Raw genomic sequence first — 22,273 nt, 5'->3', positions numbered from 1 at the left:
CATTTCGTGTTGACTATAAGTAATTAAGTTTTTTGATCAAGAATAGAATGCTGATTTTTAAATCAATATATAAGCATTACTGTTTCATTTAATTTAAAGCCTATGAGTAAAAGTTTACTAACGCCATTTTTTTTTCTTTTTTTTATAACGCCATTTTTTTTGTATGCCCAAGGAGATGTGAATCAAGGAGCTGATAAAAAGGAGAGTGAAGAAGTAAAATATCCGCAATTTCAATTAAAAGGGCTTCTTCAAGCAAGATATCTAGAGAGTTTTGGAGATAATGTAGATGTTTTAGGGACTCATCATTCTACGGGAGATGCAGTTCAAAGTTCTTTTGATATAAAAAGAATGCGTGTGGGTTTAAATACAAAGTTAAGCGAGACTACAGAAATTGTAATTCTGGTCAATTTAGCCGATTTTAAATCTGATCCAAAGGGAAAAGTTCTTGAAAATGCCTACGGGAAATATACTTTTAATAAATATATAGCTTTAACAGGAGGACAATTTCGTCCGGCATTTGGTATTGAGGAGCTTGTTCCGGTAGATATTATTAAATCTTTTGATTTTTCGAATCAGTATTATGAATTTGGAAAAAATGGATGGACAAGTTTTCAAATTGGAGCATCGGCGACAGGAGCTTTTGATATTGGAAAAATCCCTGTTAATTACGCAGTTTCGGTTTTAAATGGAAATGGGAAAAATGTAGAAATGGATAAAGATAACGGAAAACAATATTCTTCAAGATGGGTTTTTGGTTTGTCAAAAGAGCATAAAATTAATCTGGGTTTAAACGGAGGTTTCGGAAAAGTCTTTAAAGAAGATGTTTTTGCATTAGGAGCAGATATTACCAGTGATTTTAGAATAACCGATAAATTGAGTTTCGATTTGCAGATAGAATATAAGCAAGGAACAAACCATAATTTGTATTATTCTTTGCCAGTTGCTAGCCGTACAGATGATGTTGCCGATTATCAAATGCGGGGGATATATTTCTTGCCGAATTTTAGATATGTTGTAGACTATAAAAAACTCACAGCATTTGAAATTTCTTGTCGCTACGAAACTTTTGATCCTAGCTACAAAATCGATTCAAATGTGCGCACCACTTACACGCCAATGGTTAGTTTGGAATTCGGAAAATCGTATACAGGACGTATCGAGATGGGATTTGAAATTGATAGATTTGATAAGAGTATTCCAGATACGTCAACCTACAACGATAATTTATTTTTAATTCAGTTACAGCTCAGAATTTAATTCACTTAATCTTTGTTTTTATGAAAGAAGTAAAAATTCCACAGACCCTAATTACGCTGGCAGTTTTGGTTGCCATTTGGTTTGTTCCAGCTCCAGAAGGAGTTGTAACAGAAGCTTGGCATTTGTTTGCCATTTTCGTAGCTACTATTTTAGGAATTATCTTAAAAGCGGCTCCGATGGGAACAATGTGTATGATTGCAATTGCTTTAACGGCGATGTCTCAAGTTTTGGCTCCAGGAGATCCTGGAAAATCGATCACATTAGCATTAAAAGGATTTGGTGATAAGGTAATCTGGCTGATCGGAATTTCATTTTTTATAGCAAGAGGATTTATAAAAACGGGTCTAGGAAATAGAATTGCTTTTTTATTTATAAAAATATTCGGAAAAAGTTCTTTAGGACTCGCCTATGGTTTAGGATTGGCAGATTTGGTTTTAGCACCGGCTGTTCCAAGTAATACGGCAAGAGGAGGAGGGATCGTTTATCCGATTATGAAATCAATGTCGATGAGTTTTGGTTCGATGCCAGACCAACCTGAGACGCATAGGAAATTAGGAGCTTATTTAACTTTAAATAGTTATAATATGAACTTGATTGCGTCTTCAATGTTTTTAACAGGAACAGCAAGTAATCCGATGTGTCAGAAGTTTGCTCTCAATTTAGGAATAAAAATTAGCTGGATGTCATGGGCTGCAGCGGCAATTGTTCCGGGGTTATGTGCTTTTATTGTAATTCCGTTTGTGCTTTATAAAATTTATCCCCCAGAATTAAAAAAAACTGGAGATGCACCGCAAATTGCAACACAGAAATTAAAAGAAATGGGTGCGATAACTAGAAATGAATGGATGATGTTGCTGACATTTTTTATTCTGCTTTTTCTTTGGATGACAGGAGATCTGCTTTCTATTGATGCAACAACAACAGCTTTTATCGGATTGGTGATTTTACTTTTAACTTCCGTATTGACTTGGGATGATGTAAAAGCCGAAAAAGGTGCTTGGGATACCATTGTATGGTTTTCTGTTCTCGTAATGATGGCAAGTTCGCTTAATGAATTAGGCTTTATCGCGTGGTTTAGTGATTTGGTAAAAGCAGAAATTGGCGGATTAAGCTGGCAGATGGCTTTTCCGATTATTATATTGGTATACTTCTTTAGTCATTATCTTTTTGCAAGTGCAACTGCGCACGTTGCAGCAATGTACGCAGCCTTGCTTGGTGTTGGTGTTTCGCTCGGAATTCCGGGATTGTTGCTAGCATTTATGCTAGGTTTTGTTGGATCTCTTTACGGAACTTTAACGCACTATGGTCATGGTCCGGCACCTGTATTTTTTGGGAGCGGATACGTTGACCTAAAGAGCTGGTGGGTCAAAGGGCTTATAACTGGTTTGGTTATGCTCTTAATCTATATGGTAATAGGAGGATTGTGGCTCCGAGTAATTGGATATTTTTAGATTCTGATTCCTGGAGGAAGTAATTCTTTATATCTAGGGTTTTTTTTGAAAAACGAAACAATTTTTGGGTGAATAGGAACTACTCGGTAATTTTTTTCAGAACTTAAATCTAATATATTTTTAAGCAGTAAATTAATTGTTTCTTCGTTCTCGTATGAATCTGGTTTGTTAATCTTGGTTAAAAAGATTTTTTTTTCTTGAAATGAATACTCAACTGCTAACATTCCTTCAGGGATGACAGTTTCAAATTGGCGTGCAAAAGTGTTGTCTTTGATTTCCATAGTTACAGAAGATTCCATAGTAATTTCTTGTTAGGTTATTGGTAAATAGTGAATTTGGGACTCGAAATTTTATTGAAAGAAAATTCTTTATAAGTTTTAAATTCAAAAAATATTTCGAATTGCAAAGGTAATCATTTGATTTTCAATATTAAATTATTTTTTAAAGATGTAAACTTTAAGTTTTTGTTTTGAACTCGGATTTTTTTTGAATGGCTATAAAATAGGTCTGAAATTTGATTATCATAAGATTAAAAAAAGTAACTTTATTTTTAGAATAAATTTCTTAATGGTAATTTCATTTTAATGTTATGAGTAAAATTCCAGTTTATTTTATGCCAGGTTTGGCAGCGAGTTCATCTATTTTCGAAAGAATAAAATTGGATGAAAATACATTTGAAATGCATCTTTTGGAATGGGAAATTCCACATCCGAAAGAATCTTTATCAGATTATGCGCTTCGAATTAGTAAAAATATAAAAGATGAAAATCCTGTTTTAGTCGGAGTTTCTTTTGGCGGAATTCTAGTTCAGGAAATTTCGAAACATATAAAAGCACGAAAAGTTATTATTATATCGAGTGTAAGAAGTAATTTGGAGTTCCCGAGACGAATGAAAATAGGGAAGAAAACAAAAGCTTACAAGCTAATTCCGATGCAGTTAATTCTTAATGTTGAGAAATTGGCTAAATTTTCATTTGGCGAAAAAGTCAATAAACGAATTAAATTGTATGAGAAATTTTTATCTGTACGTGATTTAGGTTATTTGCAGTGGGCTGTAGAAAGTGTAATTTTGTGGGATCGAGATAAAATTGACGAAAATGTAGTGCACATTCACGGAGATAAAGACGATGTTTTCCCTATTAAGTATATTGATAAATGCATTTTAGTCAAAGGAGGGACTCATATTATGATTCTCAATAAGTATAAATGGCTGAATGAGAATTTGCCTTCTATTATATTGGAAGACTAAAAGATTTAAATTCCAAATTCCAAGTTTGATGTTCAAGTTTTCAGGCTTTGCCAAAGTTTAAAACTTTGCCAAAGATATAATTATAAGGTATTTGCGCTATATTGTCATTTTTTCTCCCTTCGAAATGACAAACTATATGTTTTAAGCAATAAAAAAAAATCCCAAATACCATTAATTGGAATTTGGGATTTAAAATATTGAAATTTAAAGAAATTTAGATTTTCTTCATTTGTTCTTTCATCATAGAGATTTGCTCTTTCAGCATCCCTTGTTTGTCTAATTTTTTAGCTTCGTTTAATAAATTAGTCGCTTCCAATTTTCTTCTGCGAGACATTGCAACTCCTGCAAGGTTTAATTTAGCTACAGCTAAATCCATATCCATTGATAGTCCAAGTTCGATAGCTTTTTTGAAATGTTTCTCCGCTTGATTGATATTAGTTTGAGATAACATGATACCTTGTAAGTAATTTAAGTATCCTTGCTGCTTTCTTACTAATGCGCCTTCTGGATTTTTGATATATGATAGCCATTTATTAGCGCCTTCAAAGTCTTGTTTTCTTAATTTAAGGAAGGCTAAAAGGATAAATTCGTTTTTAAAATAAAGAAAAATTGGAATTGCAGTCAATAATATAAGGAATATACCATTCCCAATATTACTTTCTGTAAATTGCCAAACGCCCGCCACTACAAGAAGTCCGGCCAAAATAAGTTTAATATTCTTGTGAAACATAATTATTGTAAATTTGTGATTGCAAAGATAGTAAAAGGAATTAAAAATATTTTTATAAAAGTGCTTGCCAGAAAAAAAAGTCTTTGTATATTTGCACTCGGTTTTTGAACAACGATATCCAAAACCAAATAAACGAGTTAATAGATACCATTTTTAAAGATACAAAGCAATGAGCAAAAGAACATTTCAACCATCGAAAAGAAAAAGAAGAAATAAGCACGGATTTATGGACAGAATGGCTTCTGCGAATGGAAGAAAAGTTCTAGCGCGTAGAAGAGCAAAAGGAAGACATAAATTAACTGTTTCTAGCGAGCCTAGACACAAAAAATAATGTTTGTATAAACATACATAAGGCGATTACTTTTTTAGTATCGCCTTTTTTTATACCTTGTCGGTAAAAAATTTCGCAACATTCTAGTTTAGAATAGACTAAGGATGTTTTTTAAAAGTACTTTATATAACTACACAATACAAAAAAATGCCTAAAGACACATCAATTAAATCCGTTTTAATAATAGGTTCAGGACCTATTGTTATTGGTCAAGCTTGCGAATTCGATTATGCGGGATCTCAATCTGCACGTTCGATTCGTGAAGAGGGAATTGAGGTTATCCTTATAAACTCAAATCCAGCGACGATTATGACCGACCCATCTATGGCCGATCATATTTATTTGAAACCACTAACGACAAAATCGATTATTGAAATTCTGAAGGAACATCCGCAAATTGATGCTGTTTTGCCAACAATGGGAGGACAAACAGCTTTAAACTTGTGTTTGGAAGCTGAGGAAAAAGGAATCTGGCAGGATTTCGGAGTAAGATTAATCGGAGTTGATGTTAACGCTATTAATATTACTGAAGACAGAGAGCAGTTTAAACAGCTTTTAGAAAGAATTAATGTGCCAACTGCACCGGCAAAAACAGCAACTTCTTACCTTGAAGGAAAAGAAATCGCTCAGGAATTTGGTTTCCCGCTTGTAATTCGTCCATCATTTACACTTGGAGGAACTGGAGCAGCTGTGGTTTACAAAAAAGAAGATTTTGATGAGCTTTTAACTCGCGGACTTGAAGCTTCTCCAATTCACGAAGTTTTAATTGACAAAGCTTTGATGGGATGGAAAGAATACGAATTAGAGCTTTTAAGAGATAAAAATGATAATGTTGTAATTATCTGTTCTATTGAAAATATGGACCCAATGGGAATCCATACTGGAGATTCGATTACAGTTGCACCAGCGATGACTTTATCTGATACAACTTTCCAAAAATTACGTGACTACGCTATCTTAATGATGAGAAGTATCGGAAATTTTGCAGGAGGATGTAATGTACAATTCGCAGTTTCTCCAGATGAAAAAGAAGACATCGTAGCGATCGAGATTAACCCTCGTGTGTCTCGTTCTTCTGCTTTAGCATCAAAAGCAACTGGTTATCCAATTGCAAAAATTGCTTCTAAACTAGCTTTAGGATACAACTTAGATGAGTTGCAAAACCAAATTACAAAATCGACTTCGGCTCTTTTTGAACCAACTTTAGATTATGTAATCGTAAAAATACCACGTTGGAACTTCGATAAATTTGAAGGTTCAGACAGAACTTTAGGGCTTCAGATGAAATCTGTAGGTGAGGTTATGGGAATCGGACGTTCTTTCCAAGAAGCGCTTCATAAAGCAACTCAATCTTTAGAGATTAAAAGAAATGGTTTAGGTGCTGACGGAAAAGGATACAAAGATTACGAATTGATTATCGATAAACTGACTCACGCTAGCTGGGATCGTGTTTTTGTAATTTATGATGCAATCGCAATGGGAATTCCGTTGAGCACAATTCACGAAATTACAAGAATCGATATGTGGTTCTTAAAACAATATGAAGAGCTTTACACTTTAGAAAAAGAAATCTCAAACTACAAGGTTTCTGATCTTCCTAAAGAATTATTGCTTGAGGCAAAACAAAAAGGTTTTGCTGACAGACAATTGGCTCACATGATGAATTGTTTAGAAAGTGAAGTGCATACTTTGCGTATGGACATGAATATCAACCGTGTGTTTAAATTGGTTGATACTTGTGCGGCTGAATTTAAAGCTAAAACACCTTATTACTATTCAACTTTTGAGGCTGAAATTGAAAAAGCAAACGGAGAACGTTATGTAGATAACGAAAGTATCCTGACAGATAAAAAGAAAGTAATCGTTTTAGGTTCTGGGCCAAACAGAATTGGTCAAGGAATCGAATTTGATTATTCTTGTGTACACGGAGTTTTGGCAGCTAAAGAATGCGGTTATGAGACTATCATGATTAACTGTAATCCTGAAACGGTTTCTACAGATTTTGATACTGCTGATAAATTATATTTCGAACCAGTTTTCTGGGAGCACATTTATGACATTATCCAGCACGAAAAACCAGAAGGTGTAATTGTGCAGCTGGGAGGTCAGACTGCTCTTAAATTAGCAGATAAATTATCTAAATACGGAGTAAAAATCATCGGAACTAGTTTTGATGCACTTGACTTAGCGGAAGACAGAGGAAGATTCTCAGACTTATTGACTGAATTAAATATTCCTTTCCCAAGATTCGGAATCGCTGAAACTGCAGATGAAGCTTCTAAATTGGCAGATACTTTAGATTTCCCACTTTTAATTCGTCCTTCATATGTATTAGGAGGTCAGGGAATGAAAATTGTAATCAACAAAAAAGAGCTTGAAGAGCATGTTATCGATTTGTTGAAAGCAATTCCAGGAAACAAATTACTTTTGGATCATTACTTAGCTGGAGCAATCGAAGCTGAAGCTGATGCAATTTGTGATGCTGATGGAAATGTGTATATCATCGGAATTATGGAGCACATTGAGCCATGTGGAGTTCACTCTGGAGATAGTAATGCAACATTGCCTCCTTTCAACTTAGGGGAATTTGTAATGCAGCAAATTAAAGATCACACGCATAAAATTGCGAGAGCTTTAAAAACGGTTGGTTTAATCAATATTCAGTTTGCAATTAAAGATGATACAGTATACATCATCGAGGCAAACCCAAGAGCTTCAAGAACGGTTCCGTTTATTGCAAAAGCTTACGGAGAGCCTTATGTAAACTACGCTACAAAAGTAATGTTAGGTCATAATAAAGTAACTGACTTTGATTTTAATCCGCAATTGAAAGGATATGCAATTAAGCAGCCAGTTTTCTCTTTCAGCAAGTTCCCGAACGTGAACAAAGCGTTAGGACCAGAAATGAAATCGACAGGAGAAAGTATCTTGTTTATTGATGACTTAAAAGACGATCAATTCTACGAATTGTACTCTAGAAGAAAAATGTATTTGAGTAAATAAATAATCTCAGATTCTATTATAAAAGAAAAGCTCCAATGAAAATTGGAGCTTTTTTGTATTAATTAAATTCAGAAATTTATTCGCTTTGGCTAAAATTCATATTATCTCTAGTGTTTTTTTGAACTGAAATAGCACCGAACAATGCTAATAAAAAAGCAAAAGCATAAAAACCTTTTTCGCTAGGAAGAATTGTTGCATTCCATAATCCAACAACCAAAAGAACGATTGAAAGCAATGTTCCGAACCAGCAGATTCCATAATAAATATCGGTTACAGGAAGTTTTTCAAGTCTATCTCTAACGCTTTTTTGCAAAGAAACTACAGCAAAAAGACCGAACATTAAAACGGTAAAATAATATCCTTTTTCATTTAATAACATTTCAGCTCTTGCTAGTCCAACGATAAATCCGACAGTTCCAGCTCCAAGAGCTACCCAAGATGCCGCAATGAAAGCATTTGATGTTTTTTGTATCATATTAATTCTGGTTAAATTAGATTTTTGAGATTTATTTTTTTTGTAATCTCAGTTCGTAAATGTAATTAAATTTGATTAATGGCAAAATGAAAACACAAACAAATTAATAAGTATAATCTTAGCAGTTGTTATAAAAAAAGCTCCAATATATTGGAGCTTTCTCAATTTAAAAAGTAAGATTGTATTATTTTTTAAGTAATTGTTCTAAAGGTTTTAACTGTTCCATATCTATTTTAGATTTCTGTAAAACAGACATTAAAGTCATAATATTGTTTGGATTCATGTTTTCGCCTAAAACCCTAACTACGGCAAACCCATTTTCTTTTCGATTGGCAAAAATGATAAACTCTTTAATATTATCATCACTTCCAACATAGCTTACAGAAGCGCCATCTTTACCAGAACCAATTTTCATTAACTCTTGATATTTAGGATCTTTTAATATCGCTTTTACCTTGTTTCGTTCTGCCTCAAACTGTGCCTGATTGTTTTGATCAGCTTTGAAAGCTAGAATATTCATTTTGTCAAACGAATTTAAAGCTTCGTTTTGTTCTGCTGATAAATTTGTCTTATCCACATTCAGGATGTTTGGTGAAACATCTAATGCTATGAAATCTTTTTTCTCCGAATTTTCAACAAAATACTTTTGCAATGTTGGTTCAGAATTACAGCTTCCTAAAGTTAGGAGAGCCATAAGTGCTAAGATGAAAATATTTGTTCTCATTGTTATTTTTTGCCTTTAGAAGCTTTCTTTAAGTCTGTACCGCCAGGAAGTTGCATTTTATCTGTTAGAACTGAGATTTCGTTTAAATCAAAATTACCAGTTAAAGATAATAAAACAGTTTCGTCGTTTTTTGCGCCATCAACATACATTAATAATTCTTTTATTTGAGTATCTGTAGCGCCAGATTTTACCATTATTCTAACATTTTTTCCACCATCATTTACACGCATTAATTCTTCTAGGCCGGCAGTTTTTACATATTTGTCGGCAGTAGCTTTCATGTCTGCTTCGATTTTTGGATTTTTAGTGGTGAATACTTTTAAGTAATCCAGTTTTTTAATTAGAGCAATATACTGCTGTGTTTCTTTATCAGAAGCGTCAACTTTTACTTTGCTCATTAAATCAAACATTTTTTTGTTTACAATTACTGAGGTTACTTCATCCTGACCATCAAATTTGTCAAAAGCGCCTTGTGCGTAGAATGTTGTGGTAACAAATGCGAATACTAAGGTTATAATGAAATTTTTCATGATTATTTTTGTGTTTAATTACTGTTTAAAAATTTTGTTTTTTGATTGTTCGAATTCATTAATGTACTGTACACTTTCTATACCTACATTAACATTGTTTGATAATAAAGCCAAAGCCTTTTGAGTTGCTTTTAAAGCTTCTTCGGGATTATCGTAGGTTCCTAATTCTGTTTGCGATGCCACTGCAGTTGCTTCTTTTTGCTCGCTCATAAAAAAGTAGGTTCCAATTCCCAGCAAAACAACAGCTGATGCCGCAATCGATAACCACGCTACGTTACGTTTTTTAGATTGTAGTGGAATTTCATACGTTGATTTCTGTTCTTTTGCATGAGAGAAATATCCAAACATAGGTTTGTATTGCTCCAAATGCTGCGCAACATTCGGTGAAGAAAAATATTCTTTTAATTGATTTTCCTCAGCAATAGAAGTTTCTCCCTGAAAGTATTTTTCTAATATATCTTCTATTTTATTTAGTTCCATAAAGGTGTGTATTTGTCATTGATTCTCTAATTTTTTTTCTCGCTCTCGAAAGTGCCACTCGTATTGCTGTTTCGTTCATATTTACGATTTTGGCTATTTCTTCAAATTCATATTGCTCCACATCTCGTAGCTGAATTAATAATTGCATTTGTTCGGGCATCTCATTTATAATTTTTTCGACCCATTCTAAACTGTCTTGATCCTCCAGTTTTTTATCCAATTGCGGCTGCCGATCGGTAAAGTTGTTGTGAACAATTTGCAGATTGCTAGCTCTTTTAGATTTTAGCTGATCGAGACAATAATTTTTGGTCATGGTCATTGCCAATGCTTCTACGCTATTATAGCTTTGCAGATTGTCTTTTTTGTTCCATAATTTCACCATTACTTCCTGAGTTGCATCTTCTGCTTCTTCAGTGCTAGTAAGCAATCTTTTTGCCAGACGAAAAACTTTGTCTTTAAAAGGATTTATTAATTCTATAAATACAACTTGGTTCATTAATCTGATGGTTAATCGTTAGCTTATATATTCAAGACGAGACACAATTATATTTGTTACAGCAAAAAAGAAAAAAAATTATGTAAAAAAAATACTGCTTTAAGGATAAAGCTAAAACTAAAGATACTACTTTTACGTTTATTCAGAATATAGATAACCTACACGATATGAAAACAAATTTAAAGAGCATTCTTCTTCTCTTTTTATTCGCATTTTCTTTACAGTCTTGTGAAGATCAGGATGATGTTGCAGCTCCAGCAGACTTACAGATTAATAATTTTATTTGGAGAGGATTGAATGAGGTCTACTTATGGCAGGCCGATGTACCCAATCTAGCTGATGGCCGTAATTTGCAGCCAGATTTTAATCAGTTTTTAAGAGGATATTCTCATCCAGAGGATTTGTTTGAAGATTTATTGAACAAACCAGAAAGTAAATATCCAAACGGCGATGCCATTGACCGTTTCAGTTGGATTGTTGAAGATTATACTGTTTTAGAACAGGAGTTAAGCGGTGTTACCAAAAATAATGGCGTCGACTTTAGATTGAGTCGCGTAACGTCAGGATCGAATGATGTAGTAGGTTTTGTACGATATATTATTCCAAATTCTGATGCTTCTACTAAAGCAATTAAGCGTGGTGACTTATTTACGAGTGTAAATGGTGTGAAACTTACGGTTTCAAATTATCAAGAACTATTATTGAATAAGGATAGTTATACGCTAAACTTGGCGGATTATAATGGAAGCAGTTATGTTTTGAATGGAAAATCGGTTGACTTGACAAAAACTGTTTTAGAAGAAAATCCTATTTTAATCAGTAAAGTAATTCCTTCTGGAAGCCATAAAATTGGTTATTTAATGTATAATGGTTTTTATCCTGGATATGACGATAAATTAAATCAGGTTTTTGGCGAATTCAAATCGCAAGGAATAACAGACTTAGTTTTAGATCTTCGATATAATGGAGGAGGATCTGTTACATCTTCTATTAGACTTTCTAGTATGATTACAGGACAGTTTGACAATCAGATTTTTGCTAAAACGCAGTTTAATACAAAGTGGATGAAAGATATGACTGCTGATGATTTAGAAAGTTTGAATTACAGATTTGTAAATAATATTGATGGAAAAGCGCTAAATAGCTTAAACTTAAATACGGTTTATATTATTACAACAGCTAGTACAGCATCTGCCAGTGAATTGGTTGTTAATGGATTAACACCTTATATTAATGTAGTTCAGATTGGAGAAACTACGACAGGTAAGAATGTTGGTTCGTATACGATTTATGATTCAGAAACTTTGTTTACTAAAAAAGGAATTAATCCAAATCATAAATATGCAATGCAACCTTTAGTTTTTAAAATTTCAAATTCTGCAGGTTTTGGAGATTATACTCAAGGTTTGCAACCTACTTATGTGCAAAGAGAATATTTGGATACCTATGGTGTTTTAGGAGAAACGTCTGAACCTTTGCTTAATTTGGCTATTTCAAAAATTACAGGTTCTTCTGCTAGAAGAGTTCTAAACGATTCTGAACCAGAGCATCCTTATTTGACAGATTCAAAAATTATAAACGGATTAAGACACGGAATGTATTTTCAAAATCCACCAAAGAGTTTTTAAAATAATCCACGTAATAAATAGGAAAGGCTTTCATCACTGAAAGCCTTTTCCATAAAAAAACAAAAACTAATTCTAATGGTAAAAATTAATCGTTAAAGTAGAATCCGTTTGGACCTACACCAACAGTTAATTCTTTTAATAAACTTCCGCTGAAGTTATAAATATAAGCTTTGCTATCTTCTTTAAAGTTTCCGCCATCTGCAAGGAAAACACGGTTGTCTTTTACTGCAAAACCGTAAAGGTAACCAAGATCTGAAGTAGCTGTAAAAAGCGGACTAGTAGCAGCAGCTGTTGCTGATGTAGTAATTGAGTAAACAGAATTTGCAACTGTATAATATACTTTGTTGTCTTCAATATCTAAAAATCCAGCTACTCCTTGAGATTCCGGAATTTCAATTTTAGAAACAGATTTGTCAGAGATTTTTACTTTTAAAATTACACTGCTTGCTGTATAAGAAGGCTGTAAGATAAAAAGGCTTCCGTTTTCTTCTTCAATAGAATCTGAACCGTAACCAATGGTTATTGGAGCTTCTAAAGTTTTTGAAGCGATGTTATAAATAGAAAGTTTATCAGTTCCCAAAGGATCTGTGATGTATAATTTTCCGCCTTCTTCTATAATTCTATTTCCAGTTGTGTTTAATGCAATTTTAGATTCAACAACGTTTGTAGCCAAATTAATTACCGCAATGTAATCGTCTGTACTTCCTGTTTCAGCGCTGTATGAATTTGCATTTGTTACGTAAGCTTTTCCGTCTTTTATCACTCCATATCTAGGATTAACCAAGCCACTGTCAACTTTTGCAATTAATTTGAAAGTATAACGGTTTACGATGTTTATTACATTTGAACCTCCTGCAATAATATATGCTTTGTCTCCTTCGAAAAAGATATTCTGAACAAATTTTCCAAGTACATCAGATCCATTTTCGGCTTTGTAAGCATCTTTTGTAAATATGCTAAAATCATTACTAGAGAATGAAACAGTTCCTGCATCTGAGCTTCCTTCATTTAAAATGAAAAAACCATTGTCGTAAGCACCTTTTGGGGCATCGTCATCATCACTTGAACAAGAAGCGAATAACGAAATACTTAACGCTATTAAAAGTAATTTACTAAACTTCATATATTAAAATTTTAAGGTTATATACATATTGAAATTGCGACCTGGCATTGGTCTGTTTTCCAGACTTTCGTAATCTTTATTAAAAAGATTTAAAACTTGAAAACCTACTTTGAAAGAATCTAAAAATTTAAGATCATAATCGATTCCGATATTTGAAATCGTATAATCGTTAATAATTTCGTCAGGATTATTATCGGCTCTCGTGTAAACAAATCCGTTATAAAGAATTTGATAATAAGCACTTAATTTATTTCTAGAATAGGAGACAGATCCTGTAGCTTTATTAAACGGCACAAAAAACAATTGATTTTTAGTTTTTTCATCTTGCGAAACCGTATAAGCATAAGTAGCATTTGCTGCGAAACTGTTTTTGCCATAACTTTTTTTCCAAGCCAGCATAGTTTCTGTTCCGTAACTGTTTACTTTATCTTGATTCTGAGGGGTCCAAATGCCATTTGCTCCAGGAACCCATTGCAGCATGTCGGTAATTTTCATGTAGTAGAAATTCTGTGTCCAAGACCAATTTTTGAATGTAAAAACGTTGCCAATTTCCCCTTGGTAAGAGTTTTCAGGTTTTAAATTAGGATTTCCTCCTTGGTCCCAATACAAATCATTGTAGGTCGGAATTCTAAAATTTCGTGATACATTAAGTTTTAAATTGTACCAATCATTGAATTTATAAGAAGATCCGAGATTGAATAAAACAGGAGATTTATAGTTATCCGTAAACTCTTTTCTAACCCCGAGTTCGTTTTTCCAATTGTCTCCAATATCTTGTCTAACCAATAAAGAAGCAGAGCTTATTTCGCGAATATGACTTCCAAAACTGGTTCCGTAACCATTTGTTCTGCTATAATCTACAATTCCGTTAAGATGTGTAGATTTGAATACATGATAATCGACATCGAGTTTGGTAATTAAGTTTTCAGTCTTTCCGTATGTATAATTTTTTGAAGAATTATCTTCAAAGTATTGATAGTTTTCGAAAATATAGGCTGTTTTAAAATTGGTTTTAAGCTTTCCGAAACTTCCATCATATTCCAGTAAGTTTCTGTTAAAACCGTTTATGTATTTACTTTTGGTTTCAGACTCTACTATTAAAGAAGTGTTACGGTCGGTGTTTGAACTCTGGCTGTATAGTTTTAAAATATGATTTTGGTTGAATTTATATCCAGCATTAGCGCTTAAGGTAATAATGTCATATTGTCCATTCTGATTCCATCGCTGTTCGCCTCTCCAAGTATATCGATTTAAGTATTTGTAATCGTTAGTCGAGCTATTTTTTGACATTCCAATTTGAGCACTCCATTTTTTGTTAGAAATAGAAGTTTTATAATTAATTCCAATCGTGTTAAAACTGCCGTAATCTAGTCTTAAATTATTCTCAAAACGATTAAAAAATAACAAATCGTTATTTAAGTGCACCGTTCCTCCAACAGCACCGCTTCCGTAAATAACACTTCCGCCACCCGCTTTTACGCTTATCGAATTATAATCGGAACCCGAAATGGTATTAAAATCGGTGCTTCCGTTCATTTGGGAATTGATATTAATTCCGTTCCAGATTACCGCTGTCTGAGAAGAAGTCGTACCTCTAAAAGAAACCGTAGAAAGCATTCCGCGTCCGTATTCTTTAAAATATAAAGTCGAATTAAAGTTTAATAAATCGGTAAGGAGCGCTTCATTTTTATTGATTATAGAATCATTTAGTTTTAAAACAGATTGCGAAACCGAGTAGTTTTTTAAGTTTTTATCTGAAACCAATACTTCTTTTAAACTGGTAATAGAATCGCTCTGCGCCGAAATAATCTGGCACATCACAAAAGAACAAAAAGCAAGAAGTCGTTTTATAGTCATAATTTCTTCGCTCTTTTTCCCGAGAGCTCGATAATTGTTACAAAGGCAGGTCTCCTGGCTTGCGTCTTGCTGTTTACCTTCCCATCACGCAAGGCGTGACAGTGGTGATGTAGTTACAGCAAGCATTCATTTTTTTTGAACTTAGCTTACAGTTGCGGGTACAGCTCAAGTATTTACTTGATTCCCTTTTAATGTGTTTTTAAATCAAAAACACAACCTTAATTTGCTGCAAAGATAAAGTTAAAAATATTGATTATTCAAATTTCTTTTCCATTTGATAGAAAATTATAAATAATTTGCACTAAAAATCGATTTTTATAACTTCTCCGAAATCAACTTTATTATTAAAAGCTTCTTTTAATGGAAGTGAATTCTGATGACACAAAATACTTCTTATAATTCCTGCATGGGCAACAATAACAATTGGCTGATTTATTTTTGAAATTTCATTAACTAAAAAATCACCAACTCTTTCATGTAATTCTACAAAAGATTCTCCATTTGAAACTTTGATATTTACAAAATCTTCCATCCACGGATTGAGTTCTTCAGACGGAATTTCGTTCCAGCTTTTCAATTCCCAATCACCAAAATTCATTTCTTTTAAACGTTCATCTTCGCGATAAGAAATGGTTTTGATGTTATCTTGAATATGTTTTGCTAAAATAACACAGCGCTTAAGTGGGCTAGAAAATATTATTGCTTCAGAAGGAAGTTCAGAAATGATTTTGCCGAAAACTTCATCAAATGGTACTGCAATATCGACGTCTGATTGTCCGTAACAGATTCCTTTTTCGCATACTGTTTCGGTATGACGGACTAGATAAATTTCCATAAAAATAAAATACTAAGGTAAAATACTACTTCGCAAACCTGTTGTGTAGCGCCAAGACAATCTCCTGTATAACCGTCAATCCATTTCTGAAAATATCGGGCTAAAAAATATCGAGTTATAAAAACAGGGATTATGGTCAGGAGAAATCTCCAATCAAAATAAGAGAATACAAGTAACGGAATTAAACCAAAAAAGAATGAGCCAAAAACTTCTTTCCAAGTATATTGTTTTGCAATAGGTTTACTTTTGCTTGAAGCATCTTCACGTGAATATTCGTGCGTAAAAATAATACTGATTGCCGCCAGACGACTCAAAGAATGAGCAGAAATAAATAAGAGAAAAATTTTAAAAACTGCCATCGAATCATAAACTTGAAATAACAAAATAGATTCTGAAAGCAATCTGAATTTTAATAAAAAAAGCAAAACCAATCCGATTGCTCCATAAGCACCAATGGCGCTGTCTTTCATAATCATTAAGATCTTTTCTTTCGTCCAGCCTCCGCCAAAACCATCACAAACATCGGCAAATCCGTCTTCGTGAAAGGCTCCGGTTGTTAATATAGAAGTAATAATTGCCAATATAACAGCTGTTTCTGTATAAAGAAATTGAGCAAATAGAGAATAAGCTATAAAAGAAATACTCCCAACAATCCAACCAATAAATGGGAAATATCTTGTGGCTTTATTTAGATAATCTGGATGATGAGTAATGTTTTTTGGACACGGAATTCTAGTGTAGAACATTAAACAGGTGAAGAAAATATGTAGTTCTTTTTTCATTTAGAGTGGGTTTTCATTTAGTATGTCATTTCAACGAAGTAGAAATCTTCGCAAGTAATTCCATTCTAAAAGAGGCTTAACTTTGTGGAGCTTCTAACGGAGATTTCTCCTTCGTCGAAATGACAAAAATGAGAATAAATCATAATGAAACATAATTATTTTTAGAAATTAAAATAATTACTATTTCCTACTTATCCCCGCGCTTTCAAAACTAGCCATTTCATTTAAAAAAGCTTCAGCCGATTTTAAAATAGGGAAAGCGACAGCACATCCAGTTCCTTCTCCCAGACGTAAATCGAGATTTAAAATAGGTTTTGCTTCTAAGTAATTTAGTAATTCTGAATGTGCTTTTTCAGCAGAGCAATGGCAAAAAACAGCATTTTGTTTGATGTTTGGATTTATTTTAAAAGCAATTAAATACGCAACAGTGCAAATAAAACCGTCAACCAAGATTAGCATTTTATTTTCAAAAGCAGTCAGCATTCCGCCAGCCATCTGAAGAATCTCAAAACCGCCGAAATAGGAAAGCTGTGACATTAATTCGGCTTGACCGGAATAATTGTCTAATGCTTTTTTGAGTAGATTTTGTTTTTGAAGCAGTTTTTCGTTTTCAACTCCAGTTCCTTTTCCGATACATTCTTGAATAGGAAAACCGGTTAAAAGACTCATTAAAATAGAAGCGGTTGATGTGTTTCCAATTCCCATTTCACCAAAACCAATACAGTTTGAACCCGATTTTGCAATATTTTCGACAATCGATTTTCCTTTTTCAAAACACAATTGGACTTCAGATTCACTCATTGCGGGAACATGCAGAAAAGACTGTGTTCCTTTTGCAATTTTTGCATCGATTAATTTTGCATTGGTTGGAAAATCATAATTAACGCCCGAATCTACAATTGACAATTCGATATTATTCTGATTGCAAAAAACATTTATAGCGGCACCGCCATCCAGAAAATTATTGACCATTTGTCGTGTAACATCTTGCGGATAATCACTTACGCCATGATTTGCAATTCCGTGGTCTCCTGCAAAAACGACAATATTTGGTTTTGTAATTTTTGGATTTAAAGTTTCAAAAACCGTTGCCATTTGAAAGGCTAAAGATTCTAACGTTCCTAAAGAACCAACAGGTTTTGTTTTTGAATCTATTTTTTCTTGTAAAAGAGTATTGAAATCGGATTTGTTTTGTATTTCGTTTTCTGATTTCCAATCAAAATCTGGAACATTTATTTGATGAATTTCTTTGATTTCAGTACAGATAGGCGCTTCCGATTTTTGTTTCCAATGCAATTGTTGCAGCATGGGCTGATTGTTGTAATTGGTGGCTGGTTTTCCGATGCAGAAATATCCCAGAGGTTCTATATTTTCGGGTAAATCAAGGATTTTTTTAAACTGATAATAATTGAGAATCGAGACCCAACCCATTCCGTAACCTTGCTCTGTCAGCGAAAGCCAAATGTTTTGCGCAGCACAAACCGAACTGAATTTTACGGCTTCATTACTGCCAATTGTTCCAATTGTAAACTGATTGAGAACCGAACGGTCATAAGCAATAACAAGCCCGATTGGCGCTTCTTCGATTGCTTCGAGTTTTAGTGATCTGTATAGTTCTTTCTGTTCAGGATTGTCGGTTAGTTCTTCGGCTTTTTTATTGTAATCTAAAAAGAGTTTTTTAATAGACGTTTTAACCTCTTCTGACTTAATCAGAAAATATCTAGTAGCATCGGTCAATCCGACAGAAGGCGCCCAATGCCCAGCTTGTAAAGCTTTCTGGATTACTTCGTCTGGAACTTCATCGGTTGTAAAATGTCGTGTGTCTCGTCTGGATTTTAATATATTGTCTAAATTACTCATGTTATAAAATTACAATTTTTAAATTCCAAATTCCAAGCGTTAAGCACCAAAAAAGAAAATTCCAAATTCCAAAACTTGGCTAAGCTTTGGAATTTAGAATTTAAAACTTTGAATTTAGTTCCGATTTATTGGAATTTGGAATTTCTAAGTTGGCATTTTTTACTTGATTTTAACTGGAATTCCAGAAACCATGAGCACAACTTGATCAGAATTAGCGGCGAGAAATTGATTCATCCAGCCTTGAAGTTCAACAAATTTCCTCCCTATGTGAGTTTCTGCATGAACGCCCATTCCGATTTCGTTTGTTACAATAATGATATTGGCATTTTCATGTTTGGCAATGGCCAGAAATTCTTTTTTAGCTTCTTCTAAACTTAGCTCCACATCATTTTTAGTGTCGATAAAAAAATTAGTCAGCCAAAGCGTTACACAATCAATTAAGGCCGTTTTTCCAGAGAAATCAATTTCACTTAAGTATTTTTCTTTTTCAATATTAGTCCAATGTTCGTCTCTTTCCTGCTGATGACGATCAATTCGGTTTTGAAAATCTGCATCCCACTTTCGAGCAGTTGCTACATATAAAGGAGAGTCGGAAAGTTCTAAAGCTAGTTTCTGAGCATACCCGCTTTTTCCGGAACGCTCGCCGCCAGTTATTAAGTAAATCATTTTTATTGGTATAAGTTATGAGTTTTGTTTGGCAATTTATAAATTTAATCGCGAGCTATTCATTCATAACTCATAATTTATAACTCTTAATAAGGGCAATGTCGACAGTTGTTTCCGCAGCAAGTACCTCTTTTTAAGTGAAACCAAGCTTTAAAAACGTAATTGCCATTTTCGATATAATAGTCTATTCCTTCAATTAAATTGTCATTTTTTGGCAGTAGCATAGCCTTATTATTAAGAGCCTTTTTTGGAGTTACGGTTTCGACATAAGCATCAATTTTATCCTCGCAGGCTTCCTTAAAGCACACAGGACAAAGGCAATCGCCTGCGTCGGAAAGATTGAAAATAGGCGGATAATTATTACACCAGCACTTATTTTCGGGTGAAGTGTCTCCGCATGAAAAAGCGGTTTCACAACTGGAGCAGATTTTTGTTTTTGGTACATTCATCAAATAAAAGGCTATTTGTTTAAATTTGTACGAATAAAGGTAAACAAAAAAAATAGAAATTAATTTACCTTTGTGGCTACACAAAACATAAAATATGAAATATTTTTTCCATAAATTACCAGTCGTTTTTGTACTACTTATCCTAATCGGGTGTAAAAAGAATGAAGCGCAAGATGTTGTAAAATCTACTACTGCCAAAGAAAGTATCGAATTTGCTTCTGGACTTTCGATTGTGAAAAACGAAGGCTATTCAATTGTAAATGTGAGCAATCCGTGGCCAAATGCTAAGACGAAATTTACTTACATTTTAAAAGAAAAAGACGTACAAATTCCAGATAGTTTAAATAAATATATTGCTATAAAAGTTCCTCTAGAAAGCGTTGTTGTAACTTCAACTACCAATATTCCTTTTTTAGAAATGTTAGAAGTTGAGAATAAATTGGTCGGATTTCCACATACAGATTACATTTCTTCGGAAAAAACTAGAGCATTAATTGACAAAGGTTCTGTAAAAAACGTTGGACAGAATGAGAAACTGAACATCGAACAATTAATAGAATTGTCCCCAGATTTGATTGTTACGTTTGGTGTAGATAACAATAATCCGATGCTGGATAATCTTAAGAAAAGCGGTTTAAATGTTTTGATTCAAGGTGATTGGATGGAACAATCTCCACTAGGAAAAGCAGAATGGATTAAACTTTATGGCGCTTTATTCGGAAAGGAAGAAAAAGCAAAAGAATTGTTTGATAAAATTGTAGAAAGCTACAATCAGGCGAAAAAATTAGTTAGCGATAAACCAGCAACTTCAAAAGTGCTATACGGTTCTATGTACGAAGATGTTTGGTATGTTGCCAAAGGAAATAGTTGGGTAGCAGAGTTTATGAAAGATGCAAAAGCTAATTATTTATGGGCTGATTTAAAAGGAACTGGAAGCGAAGGTTTGTCTTTTGAAAAAGTTTTGGACAAAGGAAAAAATGCTAATGTTTGGATTGCTTCTGGATCTTTTAAAAGTTTAGATGAATTGCAAAAAGCAAATCCGCATTATGCTGAATTTGATGCTTTTAAAAACAAAAGTGTTTATAATTTTGAAGGTAAATTGGGAGCGACTGGCGGAACGGTTTATTACGAATTAGCGCCAAGCCGTCCAGATTTGGTTCTAAAAGATTACATTAAGATTTTTCATCCTGATTTATTGGCGAGCTACGAATTTACTTTTGCATCAAAACTGAATTAAATTGGCGAATAAAAAAAGAAATACCATTTTATTTGTCGTTTTGGCTTTAGGTCTTTTATTAATGTTTTTTGCAAGCATTAGTTTTGGATCGGTTACAATTCCGTTAAAAGATGTTTTTGCAAGTTTAACGGGTGGTCATGCTGCAAAATCAACTTGGGAATATATTATCATTAATTATCGTTTGCCAAAAGCGATTACGGCAGTTTTAGTCGGAACTGGACTTTCAATAAGCGGACTTTTGATGCAGACTTTGTTCCGAAATCCACTTGCAGGACCTTATGTTTTAGGACTAAGTTCTGGTGCTAGCCTTGGTGTGGCTTTTGTCATTTTAGGAGCGGGATTTCTGCCTTCTTTTCTAAGTGTAGTAGCATTGTCTCAATACGGAATTGTTTTAGCATCTACTTTAGGAAGCACGTTGGTTCTTTTTTTAGTTTTAGTTGTTTCGCAACGATTACGAGATACAATGGCAATCTTGATTGTAGGTTTAATGTTCGGAAGTTTTACAACCGCAATCGTAAGTGTCTTAACTTATTTTAGTACTGCAGAACAGCTTCAGAAATTTACTTTTTGGTCAATGGGAAATCTGGGGAACCTTTCGTGGACAACAATTGTAATTTTAACCGTTTGCGTTGGAATAGGATTGCTTTTAAGCGCCAAAAGCATTAAACCTTTAAATGCTTTGCTTCTTGGAGAAAATTATGCTAAGAGTATGGGATTAAACTTTAAGCAAGCCCGATTAATCATCATTTTTGCAACGAGTATTTTGTCTGGCGCGATTACAGCATTTGCAGGGCCGATTGCTTTTGTGGGCTTAGCAGTGCCACACATTGCAAAACTGACTTTTCAGACTAGTAATCATACTATTTTATTTTGGAGTACTCTCTTTTTCGGATCTATCATAATGTTGTTTTGTGATATCGTTTCTCAAATGCCGGGCTTTGATGTAACGCTTCCAATTAATGCAGTCACGTCTATAATTGGCGCGCCGGTTGTCATTTGGCTTTTAGTTAGAAAAAGAAATTTTAAGTAATTTTTTTGCCACAGATTAAAAAGATTTCTTCAATCTAAAAAAACTTAGAATCTTAGGATCTCAGCAACTTAGAACCTTTA

At 33.6% G+C, this 22,273-nt stretch carries 22 protein-coding genes and 1 riboswitch; of the genes, 8 read left to right on the top strand and 14 right to left on the bottom strand.

Translation table 11 applies throughout. The features are described 5' to 3' along the window. Nucleotides 1-102 precede the first annotated feature (102 nt). Both M0M44_RS00545 and M0M44_RS00540 read left to right on the top strand, forming a co-directional pair. Nucleotides 103-1,257 carry a porin gene (locus tag M0M44_RS00545; protein ID WP_248728050.1) on the top strand — a complete coding sequence of 385 codons (1,155 nt, stop codon included), beginning with the start codon at nt 103-105 and terminating at the stop codon, nt 1,255-1,257. A 20-nt stretch (nt 1,258-1,277) separates the two neighbouring features. Beyond that, the gene (locus M0M44_RS00540; protein ID WP_248728049.1) at nt 1,278-2,708 is read left to right on the top strand and encodes an anion permease; all 1,431 of its coding nucleotides are present in this window, start codon (nt 1,278-1,280) and stop codon (nt 2,706-2,708) included. Here the strand turns inward: M0M44_RS00540 and M0M44_RS00535 are convergent. Then, nucleotides 2,705-3,007: a GNAT family N-acetyltransferase gene (locus tag M0M44_RS00535; protein WP_248728048.1), complete on the bottom strand. Its 303-nt coding sequence runs from the start codon at nt 3,005-3,007 to the stop codon at nt 2,705-2,707. The genes M0M44_RS00540 and M0M44_RS00535 overlap by 4 nt on opposite strands. 290 nt (nt 3,008-3,297) lie before the next feature. On the opposite strand from M0M44_RS00535, the gene M0M44_RS00530 reads away from it, so the two are divergent. Then, nucleotides 3,298-3,957, top strand: coding sequence for a YqiA/YcfP family alpha/beta fold hydrolase (locus M0M44_RS00530; RefSeq protein WP_248728047.1), 660 nt, complete (start codon nt 3,298-3,300; stop codon nt 3,955-3,957). A gap of 214 nt (nt 3,958-4,171) precedes the next feature. Here M0M44_RS00530 and M0M44_RS00525 read toward each other — a convergent pair whose 3' ends face one another. Further along, nucleotides 4,172-4,687 (bottom strand): DUF2892 domain-containing protein, encoded by a 516-nt coding sequence (locus M0M44_RS00525; RefSeq protein ID WP_248728046.1) that lies wholly within the window; start codon nt 4,685-4,687, stop codon nt 4,172-4,174. 169 nt (nt 4,688-4,856) lie between these two features. Here M0M44_RS00525 and rpmH point away from each other — a divergent pair, with 169 nt between their 5' ends. Next, on the top strand, nt 4,857-5,018 hold the full coding sequence (gene rpmH, locus M0M44_RS00520) for a 50S ribosomal protein L34 (protein ID WP_008464848.1): 162 nt from the start codon (nt 4,857-4,859) through the stop codon (nt 5,016-5,018). 147 nt (nt 5,019-5,165) lie between these two features. Further along, nucleotides 5,166-8,021: a carbamoyl-phosphate synthase large subunit gene (gene carB / locus M0M44_RS00515; protein WP_248728045.1), complete on the top strand. Its 2,856-nt coding sequence runs from the start codon at nt 5,166-5,168 to the stop codon at nt 8,019-8,021. Nucleotides 8,022-8,097: 76 nt separating this feature from the next. Here the strand turns inward: carB and yiaA are convergent, their stop codons facing one another. The 5 genes from yiaA to M0M44_RS00490 all read right to left on the bottom strand — a co-directional run bounded on the left by yiaA (nt 8,098) and on the right by M0M44_RS00490 (nt 10,726). Then, a complete protein-coding gene (yiaA, locus tag M0M44_RS00510; protein WP_248728044.1) occupies nt 8,098-8,496 on the bottom strand; it encodes an inner membrane protein YiaA in 399 nt (132 codons plus the stop codon). A gap of 184 nt (nt 8,497-8,680) precedes the next feature. Next, nucleotides 8,681-9,220 carry a DUF4252 domain-containing protein gene (locus tag M0M44_RS00505; protein WP_248728043.1) on the bottom strand — a complete coding sequence of 180 codons (540 nt, stop codon included), beginning with the start codon at nt 9,218-9,220 and terminating at the stop codon, nt 8,681-8,683. 2 nt (nt 9,221-9,222) lie between these two features. Then, nucleotides 9,223-9,750: a DUF4252 domain-containing protein gene (locus M0M44_RS00500; protein ID WP_248728042.1), complete on the bottom strand. Its 528-nt coding sequence runs from the start codon at nt 9,748-9,750 to the stop codon at nt 9,223-9,225. 18 nt (nt 9,751-9,768) lie between these two features. Beyond that, the gene (locus M0M44_RS00495; RefSeq protein WP_248728041.1) at nt 9,769-10,230 is read right to left on the bottom strand and encodes a hypothetical protein; all 462 of its coding nucleotides are present in this window, start codon (nt 10,228-10,230) and stop codon (nt 9,769-9,771) included. Further along, complete coding sequence (locus M0M44_RS00490; protein WP_008464858.1) at nt 10,217-10,726, bottom strand: RNA polymerase sigma factor; 510 nt, start codon at nt 10,724-10,726, stop codon at nt 10,217-10,219. Before M0M44_RS00490 ends, M0M44_RS00495 begins: the two co-directional genes overlap by 14 nt. A 167-nt stretch (nt 10,727-10,893) precedes the next feature. Between M0M44_RS00490 and M0M44_RS00485 the strand changes: the two genes are divergently transcribed. After that, nucleotides 10,894-12,354 (top strand): S41 family peptidase, encoded by a 1,461-nt coding sequence (locus M0M44_RS00485; RefSeq protein ID WP_248728040.1) that lies wholly within the window; start codon nt 10,894-10,896, stop codon nt 12,352-12,354. Between the two features lie 85 nt (nt 12,355-12,439). Here M0M44_RS00485 and M0M44_RS00480 read toward each other — a convergent pair whose 3' ends face one another. The 7 genes from M0M44_RS00480 to M0M44_RS00450 all read right to left on the bottom strand — a co-directional run bounded on the left by M0M44_RS00480 (nt 12,440) and on the right by M0M44_RS00450 (nt 19,926). After that, nucleotides 12,440-13,477 (bottom strand): YncE family protein, encoded by a 1,038-nt coding sequence (locus M0M44_RS00480; protein WP_248728039.1) that lies wholly within the window; start codon nt 13,475-13,477, stop codon nt 12,440-12,442. 3 nt (nt 13,478-13,480) lie between these two features. Further along, nucleotides 13,481-15,334 (bottom strand): TonB-dependent receptor plug domain-containing protein, encoded by a 1,854-nt coding sequence (locus tag M0M44_RS00475; protein ID WP_248728038.1) that lies wholly within the window; start codon nt 15,332-15,334, stop codon nt 13,481-13,483. Nucleotides 15,335-15,361: 27 nt separating this feature from the next. Next, nucleotides 15,362-15,570, bottom strand: a riboswitch (cobalamin riboswitch). A 65-nt stretch (nt 15,571-15,635) separates the two neighbouring features. Beyond that, a complete protein-coding gene (gene cobC, locus M0M44_RS00470) occupies nt 15,636-16,169 on the bottom strand; it encodes an alpha-ribazole phosphatase (RefSeq protein WP_248728037.1) in 534 nt (177 codons plus the stop codon). After that, a complete protein-coding gene (locus M0M44_RS00465; protein WP_248728036.1) occupies nt 16,154-16,951 on the bottom strand; it encodes an adenosylcobinamide-GDP ribazoletransferase in 798 nt (265 codons plus the stop codon). The genes cobC and M0M44_RS00465 overlap by 16 nt, the downstream gene beginning before the upstream one ends. A 180-nt stretch (nt 16,952-17,131) precedes the next feature. Next, complete coding sequence (gene cobT, locus M0M44_RS00460; RefSeq protein ID WP_248728035.1) at nt 17,132-18,811, bottom strand: nicotinate-nucleotide--dimethylbenzimidazole phosphoribosyltransferase; 1,680 nt, start codon at nt 18,809-18,811, stop codon at nt 17,132-17,134. Between the two features lie 159 nt (nt 18,812-18,970). After that, on the bottom strand, nt 18,971-19,477 hold the full coding sequence (gene cobU / locus M0M44_RS00455; RefSeq protein WP_248728034.1) for a bifunctional adenosylcobinamide kinase/adenosylcobinamide-phosphate guanylyltransferase: 507 nt from the start codon (nt 19,475-19,477) through the stop codon (nt 18,971-18,973). Nucleotides 19,478-19,563: 86 nt separating this feature from the next. After that, on the bottom strand, nt 19,564-19,926 hold the full coding sequence (locus tag M0M44_RS00450) for a C1orf53 family protein (protein ID WP_248728033.1): 363 nt from the start codon (nt 19,924-19,926) through the stop codon (nt 19,564-19,566). 94 nt (nt 19,927-20,020) lie between these two features. Here M0M44_RS00450 and M0M44_RS00445 point away from each other — a divergent pair, with 94 nt between their 5' ends. After that, nucleotides 20,021-21,163: an ABC transporter substrate-binding protein gene (locus tag M0M44_RS00445; RefSeq protein WP_248728032.1), complete on the top strand. Its 1,143-nt coding sequence runs from the start codon at nt 20,021-20,023 to the stop codon at nt 21,161-21,163. 1 nt (nt 21,164) lies between these two features. Beyond that, nucleotides 21,165-22,193, top strand: coding sequence for an iron chelate uptake ABC transporter family permease subunit (locus M0M44_RS00440; protein ID WP_420842751.1), 1,029 nt, complete (start codon nt 21,165-21,167; stop codon nt 22,191-22,193). Nucleotides 22,194-22,273 lie beyond the last annotated feature (80 nt).

Source organism: Flavobacterium humidisoli (genome assembly GCF_023272795.1).
GTDB lineage: Bacteria > Bacteroidota > Bacteroidia > Flavobacteriales > Flavobacteriaceae > Flavobacterium > Flavobacterium humidisoli.
Note: the sequence above shows the minus strand (reverse complement) of the source record. Positions and strands in the feature narration are given on the sequence as shown.

Excerpts from the sequence above, each read along its gene's own strand:
- M0M44_RS00545 (WP_248728050.1), top strand. The coding sequence starts at position 103 with ATGAGTAAAAGTTTACTAACGCCATTTTTTTTTCTTTTTTTTATAACG.
- M0M44_RS00540 (WP_248728049.1), top strand. The coding sequence starts at position 1,278 with ATGAAAGAAGTAAAAATTCCACAGACCCTAATTACGCTGGCAGTTTTG.
- M0M44_RS00535 (WP_248728048.1), bottom strand. The coding sequence starts at position 3,007 with ATGGAATCTTCTGTAACTATGGAAATCAAAGACAACACTTTTGCACGC.
- M0M44_RS00530 (WP_248728047.1), top strand. The coding sequence starts at position 3,298 with ATGAGTAAAATTCCAGTTTATTTTATGCCAGGTTTGGCAGCGAGTTCA.
- M0M44_RS00525 (WP_248728046.1), bottom strand. The coding sequence starts at position 4,687 with ATGTTTCACAAGAATATTAAACTTATTTTGGCCGGACTTCTTGTAGTG.
- rpmH (WP_008464848.1), top strand. The coding sequence starts at position 4,857 with ATGAGCAAAAGAACATTTCAACCATCGAAAAGAAAAAGAAGAAATAAG.
- carB (WP_248728045.1), top strand. The coding sequence starts at position 5,166 with ATGCCTAAAGACACATCAATTAAATCCGTTTTAATAATAGGTTCAGGA.
- yiaA (WP_248728044.1), bottom strand. The coding sequence starts at position 8,496 with ATGATACAAAAAACATCAAATGCTTTCATTGCGGCATCTTGGGTAGCT.
- M0M44_RS00505 (WP_248728043.1), bottom strand. The coding sequence starts at position 9,220 with ATGAGAACAAATATTTTCATCTTAGCACTTATGGCTCTCCTAACTTTA.
- M0M44_RS00500 (WP_248728042.1), bottom strand. The coding sequence starts at position 9,750 with ATGAAAAATTTCATTATAACCTTAGTATTCGCATTTGTTACCACAACA.
- M0M44_RS00495 (WP_248728041.1), bottom strand. The coding sequence starts at position 10,230 with ATGGAACTAAATAAAATAGAAGATATATTAGAAAAATACTTTCAGGGA.
- M0M44_RS00490 (WP_008464858.1), bottom strand. The coding sequence starts at position 10,726 with ATGAACCAAGTTGTATTTATAGAATTAATAAATCCTTTTAAAGACAAA.
- M0M44_RS00485 (WP_248728040.1), top strand. The coding sequence starts at position 10,894 with ATGAAAACAAATTTAAAGAGCATTCTTCTTCTCTTTTTATTCGCATTT.
- M0M44_RS00480 (WP_248728039.1), bottom strand. The coding sequence starts at position 13,477 with ATGAAGTTTAGTAAATTACTTTTAATAGCGTTAAGTATTTCGTTATTC.
- M0M44_RS00475 (WP_248728038.1), bottom strand. The coding sequence starts at position 15,334 with ATGACTATAAAACGACTTCTTGCTTTTTGTTCTTTTGTGATGTGCCAG.
- cobC (WP_248728037.1), bottom strand. The coding sequence starts at position 16,169 with ATGGAAATTTATCTAGTCCGTCATACCGAAACAGTATGCGAAAAAGGA.
- M0M44_RS00465 (WP_248728036.1), bottom strand. The coding sequence starts at position 16,951 with ATGAAAAAAGAACTACATATTTTCTTCACCTGTTTAATGTTCTACACT.
- cobT (WP_248728035.1), bottom strand. The coding sequence starts at position 18,811 with ATGAGTAATTTAGACAATATATTAAAATCCAGACGAGACACACGACAT.
- cobU (WP_248728034.1), bottom strand. The coding sequence starts at position 19,477 with ATGATTTACTTAATAACTGGCGGCGAGCGTTCCGGAAAAAGCGGGTAT.
- M0M44_RS00450 (WP_248728033.1), bottom strand. The coding sequence starts at position 19,926 with ATGAATGTACCAAAAACAAAAATCTGCTCCAGTTGTGAAACCGCTTTT.
- M0M44_RS00445 (WP_248728032.1), top strand. The coding sequence starts at position 20,021 with ATGAAATATTTTTTCCATAAATTACCAGTCGTTTTTGTACTACTTATC.